Source organism: Kitasatospora sp. NPDC023120, from assembly GCF_055560835.1.
Window position 1 is genome coordinate 18,372 of sequence record NZ_JBVHHY010000044.1, and the last position, 18,106, is coordinate 36,477.

Genomic DNA, 18,106 nt, shown 5'->3' on the forward strand with positions numbered 1-18,106 from the left:
GCGCCGGGTGCGCCGGGTGCGGCAGACAGGCAGACAGGCAGGCAGGCAGGAGCGGGCGTCAGGCGGCCGGGCTGCTGCCCACCAGGACGCGGTCGTCGGCCAGCAGCAGCCGGTCGTCGGCGGCCAGCACGGCCTGGTGCAGCTGCTGGAGCGCGGAGCACGGCTCCAGGCCCAGTTCGTCGATCAGCATCCGGCGCGCGGACTGGTACACCTTCAGGGCTTCGGCCCGCCGGTCCGAGCGGTAGAGCGCGACCATCAGCTGCCGGTAGAAGGTCTCGCGCAGCGGGCTCTCCGCGATCAGCGCGAAGAGCTGGCCCACCAGCTCGCGGTGGCGGCCGAGTTGGAGCTGGGCCTGGATCTGCATCTCCGAGCAGTCGAGCCGGGCCTCGGTGAGCCAGATGCCGAAGCTGCGCAGGATCGGGCCCTCGCCGATGTCGCCGAGGACCGGGCCGCGCCAGAGCGCGAGCCCGCGCTCGAAGCAGTCGGCGGCCTCCTCGTACCGGTGGTCCCGCAGGTGCCGCCGGCCGAGGTCGGCGAGTTCCAGGAAGTCCTGGTGGTCGATCCGGCTGCCGTGCAGCCGCAGCATGTACCCGGAGGAACGGGTGACGATCCGGCCCTCCTGGTCGCCCGGCCGGTGCAGGAACTTGCGTAGGTCGGAGACGTAGACGTGCAGCCCGGCGGAGGCCCGGCGAGGCATCTTCTCGCCCCACAGCTCGTTCATCAGCTGGTCGGTGGTCACCACGTGCTCGGCGCGGACCAGCAGGGTGGCGAGCAGCGTCTCGATCTTCTGGGCGCTGATGAAGGTGGTGGAGTTCGGGTCGACGACCCGCAGCGAGCCGAGGAGTTCGTACCTCATGAGGCGCTCCCTTCCGCGGCGGCGGCGCTGCGGGCCTTCGCGAGGGTGGTGGCGACGATGTCGGTCACCGCGTCCCGGTGCTCCTCCAGGTAGAAGTGGCCGCCGGGGAAGACGTGCCGGGCGAACTCGGCGCCGGTGTGGTCCTCCCAGGCGAGCGACTGGGCGGTGGAGGTGTGCGGGTCGTCGCTGCCCACGAGGTGGGTGATCGGGCAGTCCAGCGGCGGTTCGGGCACCCAGGTGTGGGTCTCGATGGCCTGGTAGTCGCCGCGGACGGTGGGCAGGATGGTGGCCAGCAGGTCCTGGTTGTCCAGCCACTGCGGGTCGGTGCCGCCGACCTCCTTCAACTCCCGTACCACGCCCGCGTCGTCGCGCCGGTGCACGGTGCCGGAGGGCAGCTTGGAGGGGGCCGGGTAGCCGGAGGCGAACAGCCACAGCGGCCGGCGCCCGAGTCGGCTGCGGTAGCGCTGGGCGACCTCGAAGGCGAGGATCGAGCCCATGCTGTGGCCGAAGAACGCGAACGGACCGGTGGTCCACGGCTGGAGTTCCGAGAAGATCGCGTCGGCGAGCTCCGGGACGCTGGTGATGCACGGTTCGCCGCGCCGGTCCTGGCGGCCGGGGTACTGCAGTGCGAGGACTTCTATGTCCGGAGCCAGTGCCTGCGAGAGCGGGAAGTAGTAGCTGGCGGAGCCGCCGGCGTGCGGGAAGAGCACGAGGCGCAGTCCGGCCTCGGGGCTGGGGTGGAACCGGCGCACCCACTCACCGGTGACCTTGTGAACGGACGTCATCTGGTGCTCCTTCCACGCAATGGGGCGATCGAGCGCGCCGTTCCACTGCACCGTGTACCTGTCGGGATGAGGCCGGGGAATGAGGGGATCAACGGCTCCGTACGGCCGCGCCGGCCGGATGCTCGGGGGGAACTCCGGTGCGCCGTGGGAGCAGTGCGAGTCTATGGAGGCCGCCGGACCGCCCGGTACCCCGATCGCGCCCCTAGGCGGATTTGAGCGGGATTTGAGGATCGCCCCGGTAGGGGCCCCGGTGGCGGGGTGGGGTAGGGGAGACCGGCGGCGCCGGGGTAGGGGTGTGCGCGGCCGCGCGGCCCGGCACGCCGACGGCCCGGGCGCCCCAGTGCGGGCGTCCGGACCGTCGGTGCGGATGGTGCGGGTGCGGCGCTACTGGCCGCGCACGTGCGCGGCCAGCGCCGCGGGGGTCGGGGCGGAGAAGAGGTCCGCCAGTTTGACCGTGACGCCGGAGCCCTCCTCCAGCTTCTGGATCAGCTGCGCGCCGAGCAGCGAATGGCCGCCGTGGGTGAAGAAGTTGGTGTGGGCGTTCACGTCGTCGCGGCCCAGCAGCTCGCGGAACAGCTCCACGACCGTCAGGGTCAGCTCGTCGGTCGGCTCGGGCGCGCCGTCCTCGATCGCGCCGGGTGCCGGCCGGCCGTCGGCGGCGAGCTTCTCCAGGGCGAGGTAGTCCACCTTCTCGTTGGCGTTGGTCGGCAGTGCGTCGATCACCAGGAAGTCCTGCGGGAGGGCGGAGTTGGGCAGTTCGGTGCGGGCATGCTCCCAGAGGCCGTCCACGACCTCCGGGCCGCCGGCGGACTCGACGAAGACGACCAGGCGGCCGTCGGCACTGCGGTCGCCGACCACCACGGCGGCGGCCGCGCGCACCTGCGGGTGGCTGAGCACCGCGGACTCGACCTCGCCGAGCTCGATCCGGTTGCCGCGCAGCTTGACCTGCCGGTCGGAGCGGCCGAACACCTCCAGGTTGCCGTCGGCCCGCCAGCGGCCGATGTCCCCGCTGCGGTAGTACCGCCCGTGGCGGGGGTGGTCGCCGAACCGGGCGGCGTTGAGCTCGGGGCGCCCGTGGTAGCCGAGCGAGACGCCGTCGCCGGCGATCCACAGCTCGCCGCGTACGCCCACGGGCAGCTCGCGACCGTCGGGGGCGACCACCATGACCTGGATGTTCCGGATCGGCTTGCCGATGTGCGGGCGCTCGCCGAGCTCGTCGTCCAGGACGCCCCAGGTGCACCAGGTGGTGGTCTCGGTCGGCCCGTACGCATGGTGCAACTCGCAGCCGGTGGCGAGCAGTTGCTCGGCCAGCGGGACGGGCAGCGGCTCGGCGCCGATCACCACGCGGCGCCCGGCGAGCTGGTCGCCGACGTGCTCCAGGACCAGCCGCCAGGTGGTCGGGGTGGCCTGGACGATGCCGGGCTGGTGGCGCTTGAGCAGGTCGTGCAGCACCCGGCCGTCGACCCGGGCCTCGTCCGGCGCGATGACGATCCGTCCGCCTGAGTAGAGCGGGACGTAGTGCTCCAGGTTGGCCATGTCGAAGGCGAAGGTGGTGGTCCACAGCGTCGCGTCCTCCGGGGTGGCCCGGAGCCGGACGGTATAGTCGGCGGCGACGTTGGCCACCGCGCGGTGCGGCAGCAGGGCGCCCTTGGGGCGGCCGCTGGAGCCGGAGGTGTAGATCAGGTACGCGGCGGAGCCCGGGTCGATCCGCGGCGGCTCGTCCTCGCCGTTCCACCGCGACGGGCTGCCGCCGACCCGGACCAGCGGCAGCCGGGCCATCTCGCGGTCGGCGGGCAGCGGCAGTTCGCGGTCGGTGAGGATGACCCGCGCGCCGGAGTCCTCCAGCAGGTAGGCGACCCGCTGCGCCGGGTGGTCCGGGTCGACCGGCAGGTACGCGGCGCCGGACAGCCAGATGCCGAGCACGGCGGCGGTCAGCTCGGGCGAGCGGGCCGAGGCGAGGGCCACGATGTCGCCGGCCCTGACTCCGGCGGCGGCGAGCGCGTCCCGGTTGTCCAACGCGGCTTCCCACAGTTCGCGGTAGCCGACCGTACGGTCGCCCTGCTCCATGGCGACGGCGTGCGGCGTGGCGAGCGCGTGGGCGCGGACGGCCGAGGGGATGTCGCCGGGGCTGTAGTGCTCGACGGTGTCGTTGGCGGCCCCGATCACCGCGTGGTCCTGCTCGCTCCAGACCTCGATCCGGCCGACCGGCTCGTCCGGGTCCGCGGCGGCGGCGACCAGCAGCGCGTCGTAGCGCAGCAGCAGCGCCTCGACGTCGGCCCGGTCGAGCTTGTCGGTGCCGTACCGGGCGATGATCCGGATGCCGGACTCGGAGGAGGCGAGGAAGAACTCGAGGTCGAACTTGCTGTAGCCGTTCTCCAGCACCAGCGCGCGGGCCCGGTTGCCGTTCAGGCGCAGCTCGTCGGTGAGGCCCAGCTGCGGGAAGTAGTTGAACAGGTGGCGGCAGAGCCGGTTGCGCCAGGAGGAGCCGGCCCGGGGGACCAGGTCGGAGATGCTGTCCACCGGGACGTCGGCGTGCTCCAGGGCGCCGAAGTAGGCGTCCCGGGCGCGGCGGACCAGGGCGCGGAAGCCCTCGGCCGCGTCCACGCCGACCCGCAGCGGCAGCACGTTGGTGTGGTGGCCGACCGCGCCCGGGTCCTCCTTGGGGCGGACGCTGACCGGGGAGCCGACGGTGATGTCCGGGCCGGCGCCGTGCGCGGCGAGGAGCACGTAGTAGGCGGCGAGCAGGACGACCGCCTCGGGGGCGCGCGCCGAGCGCCCCAGCGTGGCGACGGCCGCCCTGGCCCGCTCGGACAGCTGGTAGGCGAACTGGTCGCCGCGCAGGGTGGGGTCGGCGCCGTCGGGGGCGCCGCAGGCGAGGTCGAGCACCTCGGGGTCGAAGTCCTCCAGCTGCTCGCGCCAGTAGGCGAGGCTCTCCGGGCTGGGCTCGGGCTCGTGGAACGTGGCGACGGGGGTGAGCAGTTCGGCCGGGGCGCCGGCGCCGGACGCGATCCCGTCGTACGCGGCGACCAGCTCCCTGAGCAGGGTGGTGCCGGAGATGATGTCGTAGACGAGGTGGTGGAAGGCCAGGCAGACGACCTGGCCGTCGGGGTGGTGGAACAGTCCGGCCCGTACCAGCGGCCGTCCGTCGAACGCGAACCGGCGGGTCATCCAGGGGCGCAGCGCGCTCTCGAGCTCCTCGGCGGGCGGAGCGAAGTCCTCGATCTCCTCGATCCGGACGGTGAAGTGCTCGGTCGGCACGACCGACTTCATCAGCTCGGCGCCGGAGGTGAAGTAGACCGTGCGGAGCACCTCGTGGCGGCGGAGCAGGACGTCGAGGGCCTCCTGGAGCACGGCCGGGTCGAGCGTGCCCTCCACCTGGAACGCCAGCGACAGGTTGTTGGCGGCCGCGTCGGGGACGAGCCGCTCGAGCAGCCACATGGCCTCTTCCTTGCGCGTCGCCGGCGCTAGGTCCCGGGTGGACCTCCCGCCGGGTGCGGCACCGGATTTCGCTGTGGGTCCCATCTGAGCCTCCCCTGGATGAACGGGCGTCCGGTCTTTCCCGAATGTGTTTTCCGAATGTACGGAATTACGGTGCGACGCTACTCTGGCAGCCTCCCCGGCCGATACCCCTAGCCGGTGGCCGGGCGTCATTCGAGCGCTTCCGAAGGCGCGGATAGGGGGGTGATTAGGGGGTGTTAGGGGGATGTCCGGCGGGTGCCCGAATTCCTAGGATTCCAATCCAGGATTGTCGACGCACGACCAGGGAGTGGTGATGGCGGGGTCCGATTCATGGCGGACGCTGGTGGACGGCGGGGGTTCCGAGGGGATCGTCCTCGCCGTCGACTTCGATACCACCGGGCGGCCGGAGGCACGCTTCTCCGACCTGGTGGCCAATCTGCCGGGCGGCCTGACGGTCTGGGAGACCGTCCCGCCCGCGGCCGGGACGGCGGCCACGCGCAGCGGTGCCGGCTTCCTGGACCACTGGTCCGCGCGGCTGGAGGCGGAGCGCCCGCAGGTCCGGGCGCTGCTCGGGTTCTGCGCCGGCTCGGTCTACGCGTCCGCGCTGGCCGACCGGATCTCGGCCTGGCAGGACGGCGAGCCGCTGCTGCTGATCTTCGACCCGGAGGTCTCCGTCGCGCAGACCCTGATGTGGCAGTACCACAAGGTGGTCGGCTTCATGTCCTCGGTGATCTCGGCCGAGGACGTCGCCACGGCCCGGGCAGCGGGTCAGGAGGTGCACGACCGCACGCCGGCGATCGGTGCGCTCAAGGACGGGCTGGTCGGGCTGATCCGGGAGATCGGCGAGCCGGCGTTCAGCAGGGTCGGCCTGGACGAGGTGCGGCGCGAGGAGCTGTTCTCGGTCTTCGAGTCCTTCCTCTGCTACCTGGCCGCGGCCTCGGAGATCGACCCGCTGGACCGCTGGCGTGACGCGGTGGCGTTCAGCTCGGCGAGCCCGTTGAGCGGGCTGCGGGCGATGCGGGCCTCCGGGGTCGCCGGGGAGCGGCTGGCGGTGGCGCGGGAGCTGGAGATCGACGTCGAGCACGGCGCGATGCTGGCCCACAAGGGACTCGCGGACGCCGTGGCCGAGATCCTGGAGGAATCGCACCGCAGGTGATTTCCGTACCGGTCCTCCCGCATTCGGGAATGGCGGACCAGGGCCCCGGCCGAGGAATTCGGCCGGGGCCCGGTGCTTTCCGCATTTCTCGCCGCATTCTGGGCCGGAGCCGGGAAAGGCCGAAGGGCCCGGCCTTCGGGATGGCCGGGCCCTTCGCCGTCGGGCGGTCATGCGGGGTGATCCGACGGTCATTCGGGGGATCGTCCGGGGGATTTTCCCGGGGTCATTCGGCGACCTTCGTGCGGGCGGTCCACTCGAACACCGCGGTCGGTTCGCCGTCGAGCGAGACGAAGCCGCCGGTGTGCCGGAAGTGCTCGTAGCCGCCGTACCTCGGGTACTTGATGGTGTCGTCCAGCGATTCGGCGTGCCGGACCCGGTCCTCGTCGGTGATGCTGGTCGGGCCGCCGACCAGGACGACTCGGTAGCTGGTCACGGGGAACCTCCACGGTAGGTGAAAAGGGACGGGACTGCGCGGGACCTACTGAGCGGTGTACTCGGCGAGCAGCGAGGCCACCAGGCTCTCCTCGACGTTGCCGCCGGACAGCAGGACGCCGATGTTGCGCCCCTGCCAGCGGGGCGCCGTCGCGAGCCGCATCGCGGCCGCCAGTGCGGTCGAGGCGGCCGGCTCGACGAGCAGACGGGTGTGGGTGAGCGCGACGTACATCGACTCGGCGATCTCCGCCTCCTCCACCGTCAGCACCTCGCTCAGTGAGCTGCGGCAGGTCTCGAACGGCAGGGCGCCGATCCGGTCCGGGCGCAGGCCGTCCGCGAGGGTCGGCCGGACTGCCACGTTGCACGGCTGCCCTTGGCGCAGCGCCTCGGTGAGCGCCGGCACCGCGGCGGGCTCGGCCGCGACCACCGCGACGTGCTCGCCGGCGGCCGCCAGGCAGGCCCCGGCCACCGCGCTGCCACCGCCGACCGGCAGCACCACGGCGTCCAGCCGCCGGCCCGCCGCGCGGACCTGCTCCAGCAGTTCGGCGGTGGCGGTGCCCTGGCCGACGACGACGTCCGGGTTCTGGTACGGGTCCACCACGTCGTAGCCGCGCAGTTCCCGCACGCTCTCGACGACGGCGATCCGGTCGGCCAGCACGGTGCCGGCCAGGATCACCTCGGCGCCGTTGTCCCGGATCCGGCGGATCTTCGTCGGGGCGGCGTCCTCGGGCAGCACCAGGGTGGCGGCGACGCCGAGTTCGCGGGCGGCCATGGCGACGGCGATGGCGTGGTTGCCGGTGCTCTGCGCCACCACGCCCACGCTGCCGGCGGCGACCATGCGCTCGACCGCGAGCAGGGCGCCGCGCAGTTTGAACGAGCCGCCGCGCTGCAGGTTCTCGGCCTTCAGCCAGAACCGGGCGCCGGCCCTGCGGTCCAGGTCGTCGCTGCGCACCACCGGGGTCCGGCGGACCCGTCCGGCCAGCCGCAGTCGGGCGTCCAGGACGTCACTACGGGTCAGCGGGAGGTCGGCTACGGCGGCGCTCGTGTTGATCTCTGACATCGAACCTCACTTCACGCGCGTGGTGTGGCCGGTCGCGACCACGGAGGTGATCCCTCGGTGTCCAGGCGGGCCGGTACACAGCGGAGCAGCGGGCGGTGTACCGGGATGAACCCTGCGACACGCCACCAACGTTGAACAGAGCGTCTAAAGCCTCTCCAAGCTGCGACTTCGCCGACTCGACGACTTGCGGAGGTTGACTGTTCTTCGCGGATGGTCATACATTCATCCCGATCCTGAAAGCGAAAGGGACCGTCCGGGTCGGCTCGGCATCCTGGTTGCCCGGGGAGGAGTGATGCCGAGTGCCTAGACCAGCGGAACGCTGTCCGGGCCCGGCCACCAGCAGCAGGAGCACCCGTCCCCGTGCCGGTCGGCGGCACGGATCCGAGGCCGGTCGGCGGCCACGGAGCGTGACTCGGGATCCGTCCCCGAAGAACGGCGCGATCCGCCCGGGCCGGTGCACCGGCCTGTGGCGTCGGCGCGGTGTTGTCCGGTGAGCGAGCGGGCGGTCTTTCACGGAATTCTGCTTCGTCAGAGGCGCCGGGACCGAGGGGCGACGCCGCCCGCGGTGAAACGGGGCCTCTTCGTGCGATGCGACCCGGTGCGGCGGACCGGGGCGTGTCGCTTCATGCCTCAGGGGGATCATTGTGACGACCGTTCTCATCGATCGAGGGAAAGAACTCGCGGCACTGGACGCCCAGTTGGAGGCCTCCAGACAGGGTCGGTGCAAGCTGGCCCTGGTCAGCGGAGCGGCCGGCAGCGGTAAGACCGAACTCCTCCACGCCTTCGCGGAGCATGCCGCCGAGCAGGGTGCTCTGGTGCTCGCGGCGCTGGCCTGCGAGAGTGCCGGGAACGTGCCGCTGGGCGTACTCCACCAACTGATCTGCTCCGCGCCGGCCGCCACGTACGGGCCGGACCCGTCCGATGTCAGGACCGGGACCCTGATGGCCAAGGCCGTGGCGGAGTCGGCCGGGGCCGGTGACCGCGGCCCGGTCGACTTCGTGCTGCTGGACGCGCTCGCCGCGGCCCTCGTCCGGCTGGCCGGGGTCCGGTCCGTGGTGATCGCGGTCGACGACGTCCAGGACGTCGACCAGGCCTCGCTCGACTACCTGCTCCACCTGGTCCGGCGGTTGCGGAACGCCCGGGTCCTCTTCGTTTTCAACGAGTCCGAGCACCTCCAGGGGCACAACCCGCGCTTCCGGGTGGAACTGCTGCGCCAGCCCGGTTTCCGGCGGATCCGGCTCGGCCCGCTCTCGGTCGGCGGCGTGCAGCGGATCCTCGACGCCGACCTCGGCGCGACCGTCCCGCACGCCACCGCGGCCCGCTACCACGAGGTCAGCGGCGGCAACCCGCTGCTGGTCCGGGCCCTGCTGGACGACTGCCGGCTGGCGCCGACCGCCGGTGCGGAGAGCCGGCCCCACGGGGCGGTCGAGGTGGGCGACTCCTTCTGCCAGACCCTGCTCGCCTGCCTGCACCGGGGCAACCCGACCATGCTGGCGGTCGCCCGGGCGCTGGCCGTCCTGGACGAGCCCAGCTCGCCCGAGACGGTGGCGCGGCTGCTCGTCCTGGACCGGCGCAGCACCGTCCAGGCCATCGAGGACCTGACGGCCGCCGGCTTCGTCAGCGACGGGGGCTTCCGCCACCCGCGGGCCCGAGCCGCGGTGCTGGGCGAGCTGTCCGCCGAGCGGCGGTCCCAACTGCACTACGCGGCGGCTCAGTTGCTCCACACGATGGGTGCTCCGGCGTCGGACGTCGCCCCGCACGTGCTCGGCGCCGGTGACATCGACGAGCCGTGGGTGCCGGGAATCCTCAAGTCCGCGGCCGAGCAGGCCATGCGTGAGGACGCGACCGAACTCGCCATCGGCTACCTGGAGCGGGCCGAACGCATGCTGGGCGGCGGGCCGGAGTGCATCCGGACCGTGATGCTGCTGGCCGTCGCCCAGTGGCGGGTCAACCCGGCGCTGACGGTGCGTCACCTCGACCTGCTCGGCGACGCGCTGGCCGCAGGCGATCTGACGATCCGCCAGGGAGCCGCCCTGGTGCGGGTCATGCTCTGGCACGGGCGGACCGAGCAGGCCGTGGCGGCGGTGGCCCACCTGCTCCGCCGGGCCGAGCAGGACGCCCAGGGCGCCGACGATCTGACGGCACTGGTGCACTGGATGCGCGGCACCCACCCGGACGTGCTCGCCCGGGCGGGCCTGCGGCCGGTCGCCGCCCGGGCCTGGAGCGGCCTGGCCAGCCTCGCGTCCCGTGCCGCCACGCTGTTATCCACCGTCCTGACCGCCGGCCCCGACGAGCGCACGGTCGACCGGGCCGAACGGGTCCTCCAGGCCACCGTCCTGGAGGCCGACGACATCGCGCCGATCGAGGCGGCGCTGCTCACCCTCCTCTACAGCGGCCAGCCCGGCCGGGCGGCCCGCTGGTGCGATCCGCTGCTCGACGAGGCGCTGGCCAGGGACATCCCCAGTTGGGCGGCCAGACTGTCCGGCATCCGCGCCGCGATCGCGGTCCGCGAGGGCGACGCGCGGACGGCCGAGCGGCACGCCGAGGCCGCACTGAGCCTGCTGGCCCCGCGCAACTGGGGCACCACGGTGGGCAGTCCGCTGTCCGTCCTGCTGTCCGCCAGGACGGCACTGGGCAAGCACGAGGAGGCCGCCGAACTGCTCAGCCAGCCGGTGCCCGAGGCGATGTTCGAGACTCGCTACGGCATGCACTACCGCTACGCGCGTGGCCGGCACTACCTCGCCACCGATCGCTACGACGAGGCCCTGGCCGACTTCCTCGCCTGCGGCGACCAGATGCGCGCCTGGGGCATCGACCAGCCCGACGTGATCCCGTGGCGCTCGGCCGCGGCCGACGCGCTGCTGTGCCTGGGCAAGCGCGAGCAGGCCGCCCGCCTGGCCGAGGAGCAGCTGGCTCGGCTCGGCCCCGGCTGCTTCCGCACCCGGGGCATCACCCTGCGCACGCTGGCCGCGACCGCCGCGCCGGAGGGCCGTGCGGAGCTGCTCCGGGAGGCCGTCGCCGACCTCCGGGCGGCCGGCGACCGGCTCGAACTGTCCTGCGCCCTGGCCGAGCTGACCGAACTGACCGAGCTGGCCGAGCTGACCGAACGTGCGGGACCGGCCGGATCGGCCGAACGGGGCGAGCTGCGGCAGGTGGTCGGCGAGCCGGACCGGCCCCGGGAGCAGGGCGCCCAGCAGTCCTTGCGGCTGGCCCGGGAGCGGGTGCCCGAGCCGCGCCGCGCGCCGCTGCTGCGGCAGGTGCCGCCGGCCCCGGAGCCGGCCCGCCGTCCGGTCGGCCACGACGGGGTCGGCCTGCTCAGCGAGGCCGAGCTGCGGGTCGCCGCGCTGGCCTCGCTGGGCTGCACCAACCGGGAGATCGCCGGCCGTCTGTACATCACCGTCAGTACCGTCGAACAACATCTGACCCGGGTGTACCGCAAGTTGAAGGTGAGCCGGCGCTCGGACCTGCCCACCGACCTCCAGGTGGACCCGCCGGATCCCCGGCCGGGGGAGCTGGTGGGGCAGCTCAGGGTCGCCTACCGCGGGCCGAGTGAACTGGTCCGGCGGTGCGAGGTCGGGTGACCCCTGCCCCTCCAATGTATGACCAGATTTGAAAACTGGTCAAGGTGGCGGGCGTGGACTACATTTGACCCGAGTTCACATCTGGTCATTTTTGCTTGATCACCTGCTCGACGGAGGTCCCATGATCGAGGTACGCGGGCTCAGCAAGCGGTTCGGGGAGGTCACCGCGGTCGACGACCTCACCTTCACCGTCCGGCCGGGCGAGGTCACCGGCTTCCTCGGCCGCAACGGGGCGGGCAAGACCACGACCCTGCGCATGGTGCTGGGCCTCGACACGCCCACGACCGGCACCGTCACCTTCGACGGTCGGCCGTTCGGCGAACTGCCGGCCCCGCTGCGGCAGGTCGGCTCCCTCCTGGACGCGCGCGCGGTGCACCCGAGCCGCACCGCCTCCCAGCACCTGCTGGTGCTCGCCCACAGCAACGGCCTCGACCCGGCGCGGGTGCCGCGGGTCCTGGAGCTGGTGGGCCTGCGCCACGCCGCCCACCGGCAGGCCGGCGCGTTCTCCCTCGGCATGCTGCAGCGCCTCGGCCTGGCCGCGGCCCTGCTGGGCGACCCGCCGGTGCTCATCCTGGACGAGCCGCTGAACGGCCTCGACCCGGAGGGCATCGTCTGGTTCCGCGACCTGATGCGCAAGCTCGCCGGGGAGGGGCGGACCGTCCTGGTCTCCAGCCACCTGATGGCCGAGATGGCCCTCACCGCCGACCACCTGCTGGTCATCGGCGGCGGCCGACTGCTCGCGGACACCAGCGTGGAGGAGTTCGTCGACGCGAACAGCCATGCCGAGGCGGTGGTCCGCACGCCCGCCGCCGAGTCCTTCGGCCGCGAGCTCTCGGACGCCGGCGCGGCGGTGCGCCGCCTGCCGGACGGCGCGCTCGTGGTGACCGGCATGGACAGTGCCCGGATCGGCGCGCTGGCCGCCGCCTCCGGGGTGGAACTCCACGAGCTCGCCACCCGGAGGCGCTCGTTGGAGGAGGCGTTCATGACCCTCACCGGCGACGGAGCCGCGTCCGGAGACGGTTCGGAGTCGGCCGGCCCGGCACCGGCCGGCCCGGTCCCGGACGGTCCCGCGCCGGCGCCGGCCCGGGACCGCTCCGCCGGGCGCGGACTGCTCGGCCGCCGGGCCGCCCGGCCGTACACCGAGCGCCGGCCGACCTTCAGGGACGCCGCCAGGGCCGAGTGGGCCAAGCTGCGCACCACCCGCTCCAGCCGCTACCTCGCGCTCGGCACCGTGGTCGCCGGGGCCGGGCTCGCCCTGCTCACCAGCAACGCGGCCGGCACCGGGTACGCCGCGATGCCGGAGGCCGAGCGACTGGCCTTCGACCCCACCGAGGTCAGCCTGCGCGGACACCTGGTCGCCCAGGTGACCATCGGGCTGCTCGGCGCGCTCGCGATCACCGCCGAGTACACCACCGGCACCCTCACCCCCACGCTCACCGCCGTCCCCGACCGTGGCCGGCTGGCCGGCGCGAAGGCGGTGGTGCTCGGCACCACCGCCCTCGGTGTCGGGCTGGCGACCACCGTCGGCGGCTTCCTCGGCGGCCAGGCCGTACTGGCCCGGCACGGCGCCCCGCACACCGGGCTGAGCGACCCGGAGGCCCTGCGGGCGGTGGTCGGCGGTGGCGCCTACCTGGCCACCGCCGGGCTGCTCGGCCTCGGGCTGGGCGGGCTGATGCGCAACACCTCGGGCACCGCGAGCGCGCTGTTCGGCGGGATGCTCATCGTGCCCGCCTTCGCCCCGGCGCTGCCCGGCCGGCTGCCGGAGTGGGTGGCCACCTACTGGCCGCCGCGGGCCGGCGCCCAGGTGATGGCCGTCCACCAGCAGGACGGCCTGCTGGGCCCGGCCGCCGGGCTCGGCGTGATGGGCGCCGCGACCGGTGCGGTGCTGGGCGCGGCGTACGCGGCGTTCCGCTCCCGGGACGCGTAGGCCCTCACTTTCCCAGGCCCGTCAGGCGCCCGCTGCGCGACGAGGACGGCCGGCCCGGTGGACACCCACCGGGCCGGCCGTCGGCGTTCCGCGCCCGTGCGTGGCCGCGGGCGCACGACAGCGGCCCGACCGGCTGAGGGGGTTGTCAGCCAGGTCGGGCCGCCGTTTCCTCCAGCCGGTCGGCGGCTGGAAGCGGCGTGGTGCCAGGTGTTTCGGCGGACCAGGCACCACGCCGTACTCGGGTGGAGAGCCGCTCAGGCAGGCTCTCCGAGGGAGATGGCCTCCGCGGGGCAGAGCTCGGCCGCCTCCCGGGCGGCCTGCCGCTCCGGCGCGGAGCCGGGCTGCCGGAGCAGTACGACCAGGCCGTCCTCGCCCTGGTCGAACAGCTCCGGCGCGTAACGGAAGCACTGAGCCGCCCCCTGGCACAGGCCCTGGTCCACGGTCACGTCCATGGCGACGCCCTCCCCGGTCACCAGGTGACCGGCAGCGCGGTCAGCGTCTGCACACCACCGGGGGGCGACATCGTCAGCTCGTCGGCCGGGACGGCCAGACGCAGGTCCGGCAGCCGCTCGAACAGCGTCCGGAAGGCGATCTCCAGCACCACGCGGGACATGTTCTGACCGATGCAGTTGTGCACGCCGTGGCCGAAGGCCAGGTGGTGGCGGGCGGTGCGGCCCACGTCGAAGACGTCCGGCTCCTCGAACACCTTCGGGTCGCGGTTGACCAGCAGGTTCGGGATGATCACGCCCTCGCCGGCGCGGATCACCACGCCACCGATCTCGATGTCCTCCTTGGCCGCCCGGCGGGTGCCCATGTCGGCGACCGAGGTGTAGCGCAGCAGCTCCTCCACCGCGTTCGGCCACAGCTGCGGGTCGGCCGTGACCCGCGCCAGCTGCTCCGGGTGCCGCAGTAGCGTGACGATCCCGCTGCCGAGCGTCGAGGAGGTGGTCTCCTGCGCCGCGACCAGCAGGACCAGCGCCATCGCGACCAGGTCGTGGTGCTCCAGCGCGCCGGTGCCGGCCCGCTCGGTGGCCAGCACCGAGAGCAGGCCGTCCTCCGGGTCGCTCTCCAGCTTCCGGATCCGCTGGTCGAGAAAGCCCCAGGTCTCGCGGAGCACCTGCTGGATCTCCTCGGGGCCGAGCGTGCCGCGCTCCTGGGTGATCTGGCGGGTCTTCTCCTGGAAGAACTCCTGGTCCTCGAGCGGGACGTCGAGCAGGTGGCAGATCACCATCGACTGCACGGGCACGGCGAACTCGGCGACGAGGTCGGCGGTCGGACCCTTGGCGATGATCGCGTCCAGGTGCTCGTCGACGATCCGCTGCACCAGCGGACGCATGTCCTGGGTACGCCGGGCGGTGAACGCCGGGATCAGCATCCGCCGGTGCACGTCGTGCTCCGGCGGATCCAGCTCGGTGATGGTGCGGAACGGCCGGTGGGCCTTCTCGGCCATGCTGATCGCGGGGAAGCCGGCGTGCAGCTTGTCGGACGAGAGCCGGCCGTCGGCGAGCAGCTTGCGGGCCTCGGCGTGGGCGGTGACCACCCAGGCCTGCGTGCCGTCGAACAGGGTGGTGCGCTGGAGCGCGTCACCCTGCTCGCGTAGGTCGGCGTAGCCCTGGGGGAGGGCGAAGGGGCAGGTGCGGGGTACCGGGAAGGCGGGGCTTGCGGGGGTGCCTTCGGGAACGGTCGTGCTCTCGGACATGAGTAGCGATCTCCCTCGGTGGTGGCGTGCCCGTAGCGGGTGACGCACTGGTAGTGGTGCCGCGTCGAGCTTCGACCGCGCGATCAAGCCGGGACAACCCCAGCCCCACCCCTGATGCACCCCTATCTGCGAGCGCCCTCGGGCCCCCTTGGGGCGGCGTCAGTAGGAGCGCTGCAACTGGGCGCGGTGGGCTTCGGCCAGCTCGCTGAACATGGCGACGACCTGCTGGTTGAGCTCGGTGAGGACCGTCTCGGGGAGCGGGGCGTCGGCCTCGATCGAGCGCCGCAGGATGTGGGCGAGCAGGTCGGCCCGCTGTTCCAGGTCGAGGCCCTCGTCCTGGCCGAGCTCCTCGGCGGTCAGGAAGCCGCGGGTCACGTTGACCAGGACGTAGCCGGCCGTCTCGGGGGTGAGCCCGGGCTGCAGCGCGTCGTGCTCGGCGAGCAGCTTGAGCAGGTCGGTGTTCTCCGCGAGTTCCTGCTGCGCCGCGCGCACGGAGTCGTCGGAGGCGAGGCTGCCGAGCAGCACCGGGTCGGCCAGCAGCAGGGCCTTGACCAGCGGCCGGTTGGTGAGCTCCATGAAGATCGTCCGCATCAGCCGGTGCGGCAGCGCCATCTCGGGCTCCTTGACCAGAGCCTCCAGCAGGTGGTCGAACAGGCGCAGCGCCTCGCGCTGGAGGACCCCCCAGAAGAGCGCCTCGCGGGTCTTCCAGTGCAGGTAGACCGTGCCCTTGCCGACGCCGGCCCGACCCGCGACGTCGTCGATCGTCACCTTGCGGTAGCCGTGCGCCATCAGGAGGTCTGCGGTGATGTCCAGGATCCGCTCCGCACGCACCTGACGTGCGGTGGAGCCGGCCGGGAGTCTGCTGGGGTTGCTCATGCCAGCCACTGTAGAACCAATTTTCAAATTTGGTCAACTATGCGCAAGGGCGCTCCCGGGCGGTGCTTCGGGGGTGGTTCGGGCCCCGACCCGTCGTGACGAGTTTGAGGTTGACCAAAATTGAAAATGAGTCATACGCTTGCCGAGGTCAATCCCAGCCGCTCCGTGCCCTCTCGATTGGAGTCCCGCCGATGCCCCGCACGACGAAGCCCGAGCCCCGGGCGGGCAAGGCCGAAGAACCGCGTTCCGCCGGCCGGTGGTGGGCCTTGGCCGCCATCACGCTCGCCGTCCTGGCGGTCGGTCTGGACAGCTTCATCCTCTACACCGCGCTGCCGACCCTCTCCGAGGTGCTGCACGCGTCGACCACCCAGCTGCAGTGGATCCAGACCGCGTACACGCTGGCCTGGGCCGGTCTGCTGCTGCCGATCGGCAAGCTCGGCGACAAGATCGGGCGCCGCCGGATGCTGCTCGGCGGCCTGCTGGTCTTCGGCGTCTCCTCGGTGGTCGCCAGCCGGGTGACCTCCGCCGACTCGCTGATCGTGATGCGCGCGGTGATGGGCGCCGGCGCGGCCGTCATCATGCCGATGGCGATGGCCCTGCTGCCCTCGCTCTTCCCCCGGTCGGCGGACCGCCGCAAGGCCGTCGGGGCCGTCACGGTCGGCGCGGTGCTCGGCCTGCCGCTCGGCCCGCTGGTGGCGGGCTGGCTGCTGACCAGCTTCAGCTGGGGCTCGATCTTCCTGATCAACGGTCCCATCGTGGCGATCAGCCTGATCGCCGTCGCCGTCCTGGTGCCCGAGAGCAAGGACCCCAACGCCTCCCGGCTGGACTGGCCGGGCGCGGTGCTCCAAGCGGTCGGCGTGATGGCCGTGGTGTACGGCATCATCGAGCAGCCCGCCTACGGCTGGACCGGCCGCACCCTGGCCTGCCTGATCGGCGGCGTCGCGGTGCTGCTGCTCTTCCTGCTCTGGCAGAAGCGCGCCTCCGCCCCGCTGGTGGACCTGAAGATCTTCGCCAACCGCACCTTCACCTGGGGCACCGTCGCCTTCGCCGTGATCAGCTTCGCCCAGGCCGGCATCCTCTTCGTGGTCAGCCCGTTCCTCCAGCTGATCCAGGGCAACGACGCCCAGGGCACCGGTCTGCGGCTGCTCCCGATGATCGTCGCGCTGCTGGTCGGCGCCGGCCTCAGTGACGCCCGTGCGGCGAAGTTCGGTGCGAAGATCGTCATCCCGATCGGCATGACGGTCAGCGCGGCCGGCTGCGCCATGTTCACCGTGATCAAGGCGGACAGCGGGTACGGCATCGTCGCGGCGGCCCTGGTGGTCTTCGGCTTCGGCCTCGGACTCGGCCTGCCGCTGGCCGCCGACACCGTCCTGGAGGCGCTCGCCCCCAACCAGGCGGGCGTGGGCACCGCGCTCTCCAGGACCATGCAGAGCGTCGGCATCTCGCTCGGCTCGGCGATCCTCGGCAGCGTGCTGAACAGCGCCTACCGGGGCAAGCTCGGCGACGCCCTGACCGGCCTGCCGGACGACGCCAGGGAAGCGGCCAGGTCCAGCCTGGACGGCGCCAAGGCGGTCGCCGGCCAGCTGCCCGGCGACGCCGGCGGACTGCTCGGCCGGGCCGCGGACCAGGCCTACATGCACGGTCTGAACCAGGCCTCCATCACCACCGCGGTGCTGATGGTGGTGGGCGCCGCCTTCGTCCTCCTGCTGCTGCCGATGGCGCACGGGCAGGAGGCGGAGAACGGCGAACTCCCCTCCGCGGAAGCCCCGGTCGAGGTGGCCTGACCCCGGGACGGCGAAGGTGGTCGGCGCCGAGCGCCGACCACCTTCGCCGTTGTCGGGACCGTTCAGTCGGCCAGCCGGATCTCGGTGGTGAACACGGTCGTCGTGGCGTCCTCGCGGCCCACCAGGGTCAGTGAGCGGGTGCCCGCCTTGCCCCGGTAGCGGCCGCTGAGGCCGAAGGCGTGGACGACCTGCGGCTCGCCCTGGATGATCCCCGCGAGGTCGATGACGCCGGACCAGTACACCGAGCCGTCGGCGAACTCGTCCGTGCCGTTCACCCGCTGCTTGACCTTCTTGTCGGCCGGGTCCAGGTAGACGGCCGCGAAGCCCTCGACGGTCTTGCCCAGCTGCTCGCCCGCGGCGTCGAAGAGCTCGCAGTGGTAGGTCACCACCGTGCCCGGGCCCTCCGAACCGCCCTCGGGCACGTGCATCCGGATGTGCGAGACCTCCTTGAGGCCGCTGAACACGATCTCCTGCTTCTCGGCGGACATTCC

The 18,106-nt window shown here is 72.8% G+C and carries 12 protein-coding genes and 1 pseudogene; 4 read left to right on the forward strand and 9 right to left on the reverse strand.

The features are described from left to right. Nucleotides 1-58 precede the first annotated feature (58 nt). From ACZ3TI_RS37730 to ACZ3TI_RS37740, 3 genes are all read right to left on the reverse strand, one after another. Nucleotides 59-856 carry an AfsR/SARP family transcriptional regulator gene (locus tag ACZ3TI_RS37730; RefSeq protein ID WP_465734551.1) on the reverse strand — a complete coding sequence of 266 codons (798 nt, stop codon included), beginning with the start codon at nt 854-856 and terminating at the stop codon, nt 59-61. Continuing rightward, nucleotides 853-1,641: a thioesterase II family protein gene (locus ACZ3TI_RS37735; protein WP_465734553.1), complete on the reverse strand. Its 789-nt coding sequence runs from the start codon at nt 1,639-1,641 to the stop codon at nt 853-855. Before ACZ3TI_RS37735 ends, ACZ3TI_RS37730 begins: the two co-directional genes overlap by 4 nt. A gap of 384 nt (nt 1,642-2,025) precedes the next feature. After that, a complete protein-coding gene (locus ACZ3TI_RS37740; RefSeq protein ID WP_465734555.1) occupies nt 2,026-5,292 on the reverse strand; it encodes a non-ribosomal peptide synthetase in 3,267 nt (1,088 codons plus the stop codon). A 121-nt stretch (nt 5,293-5,413) separates the two neighbouring features. Here ACZ3TI_RS37740 and ACZ3TI_RS37745 point away from each other — a divergent pair, with 121 nt between their 5' ends. Then, a complete protein-coding gene (locus ACZ3TI_RS37745; RefSeq protein WP_465734557.1) occupies nt 5,414-6,256 on the forward strand; it encodes a hypothetical protein in 843 nt (280 codons plus the stop codon). Between the two features lie 223 nt (nt 6,257-6,479). On the opposite strand, the gene ACZ3TI_RS37750 is transcribed toward ACZ3TI_RS37745, so the two are convergent. Together ACZ3TI_RS37750 and ACZ3TI_RS37755 are read right to left on the reverse strand one after the other, a co-directional pair. Then, on the reverse strand, nt 6,480-6,689 hold the full coding sequence (locus ACZ3TI_RS37750) for a DUF5988 family protein (protein WP_465734559.1): 210 nt from the start codon (nt 6,687-6,689) through the stop codon (nt 6,480-6,482). Nucleotides 6,690-6,734: 45 nt separating this feature from the next. Then, nucleotides 6,735-7,748, reverse strand: a complete 1,014-nt coding sequence (locus ACZ3TI_RS37755; protein ID WP_465734561.1) for a pyridoxal-phosphate dependent enzyme — start codon at nt 7,746-7,748, stop codon at nt 6,735-6,737. Nucleotides 7,749-8,392: 644 nt separating this feature from the next. Between ACZ3TI_RS37755 and ACZ3TI_RS37760 the strand changes: the two genes are divergently transcribed. Together ACZ3TI_RS37760 and ACZ3TI_RS37765 are read left to right on the forward strand one after the other, a co-directional pair. Further along, nucleotides 8,393-11,329, forward strand: coding sequence for a helix-turn-helix transcriptional regulator (locus ACZ3TI_RS37760; RefSeq protein ID WP_465734563.1), 2,937 nt, complete (start codon nt 8,393-8,395; stop codon nt 11,327-11,329). Nucleotides 11,330-11,450: 121 nt separating this feature from the next. Then, nucleotides 11,451-12,395, forward strand: a pseudogene (locus tag ACZ3TI_RS37765) (ABC transporter ATP-binding protein); the annotation flags it as partial. Nucleotides 12,396-13,510: 1,115 nt separating this feature from the next. Here the strand turns inward: ACZ3TI_RS37765 and ACZ3TI_RS37770 are convergent. The 3 genes from ACZ3TI_RS37770 to ACZ3TI_RS37780 all read right to left on the reverse strand — a co-directional run bounded on the left by ACZ3TI_RS37770 (nt 13,511) and on the right by ACZ3TI_RS37780 (nt 15,831). Next, nucleotides 13,511-13,708, reverse strand: coding sequence for a ferredoxin (locus ACZ3TI_RS37770; RefSeq protein WP_465734565.1), 198 nt, complete (start codon nt 13,706-13,708; stop codon nt 13,511-13,513). A gap of 17 nt (nt 13,709-13,725) precedes the next feature. Then, entirely contained in the window at nt 13,726-14,955 is a 1,230-nt protein-coding gene (locus tag ACZ3TI_RS37775; protein ID WP_465734567.1) for a cytochrome P450, read from the reverse strand. Nucleotides 14,956-15,114: 159 nt separating this feature from the next. Continuing rightward, on the reverse strand, nt 15,115-15,831 hold the full coding sequence (locus tag ACZ3TI_RS37780) for a TetR/AcrR family transcriptional regulator (RefSeq protein ID WP_465734569.1): 717 nt from the start codon (nt 15,829-15,831) through the stop codon (nt 15,115-15,117). Nucleotides 15,832-16,022: 191 nt separating this feature from the next. Between ACZ3TI_RS37780 and ACZ3TI_RS37785 the strand changes: the two genes are divergently transcribed. After that, nucleotides 16,023-17,615 carry an MFS transporter gene (locus ACZ3TI_RS37785; protein ID WP_465734571.1) on the forward strand — a complete coding sequence of 531 codons (1,593 nt, stop codon included), beginning with the start codon at nt 16,023-16,025 and terminating at the stop codon, nt 17,613-17,615. Nucleotides 17,616-17,677: 62 nt separating this feature from the next. Here the strand turns inward: ACZ3TI_RS37785 and ACZ3TI_RS37790 are convergent, their stop codons facing one another. Beyond that, nucleotides 17,678-18,103: an allene oxide cyclase barrel-like domain-containing protein gene (locus tag ACZ3TI_RS37790; protein ID WP_465734573.1), complete on the reverse strand. Its 426-nt coding sequence runs from the start codon at nt 18,101-18,103 to the stop codon at nt 17,678-17,680. Nucleotides 18,104-18,106: the final 3 nt, after the last annotated feature.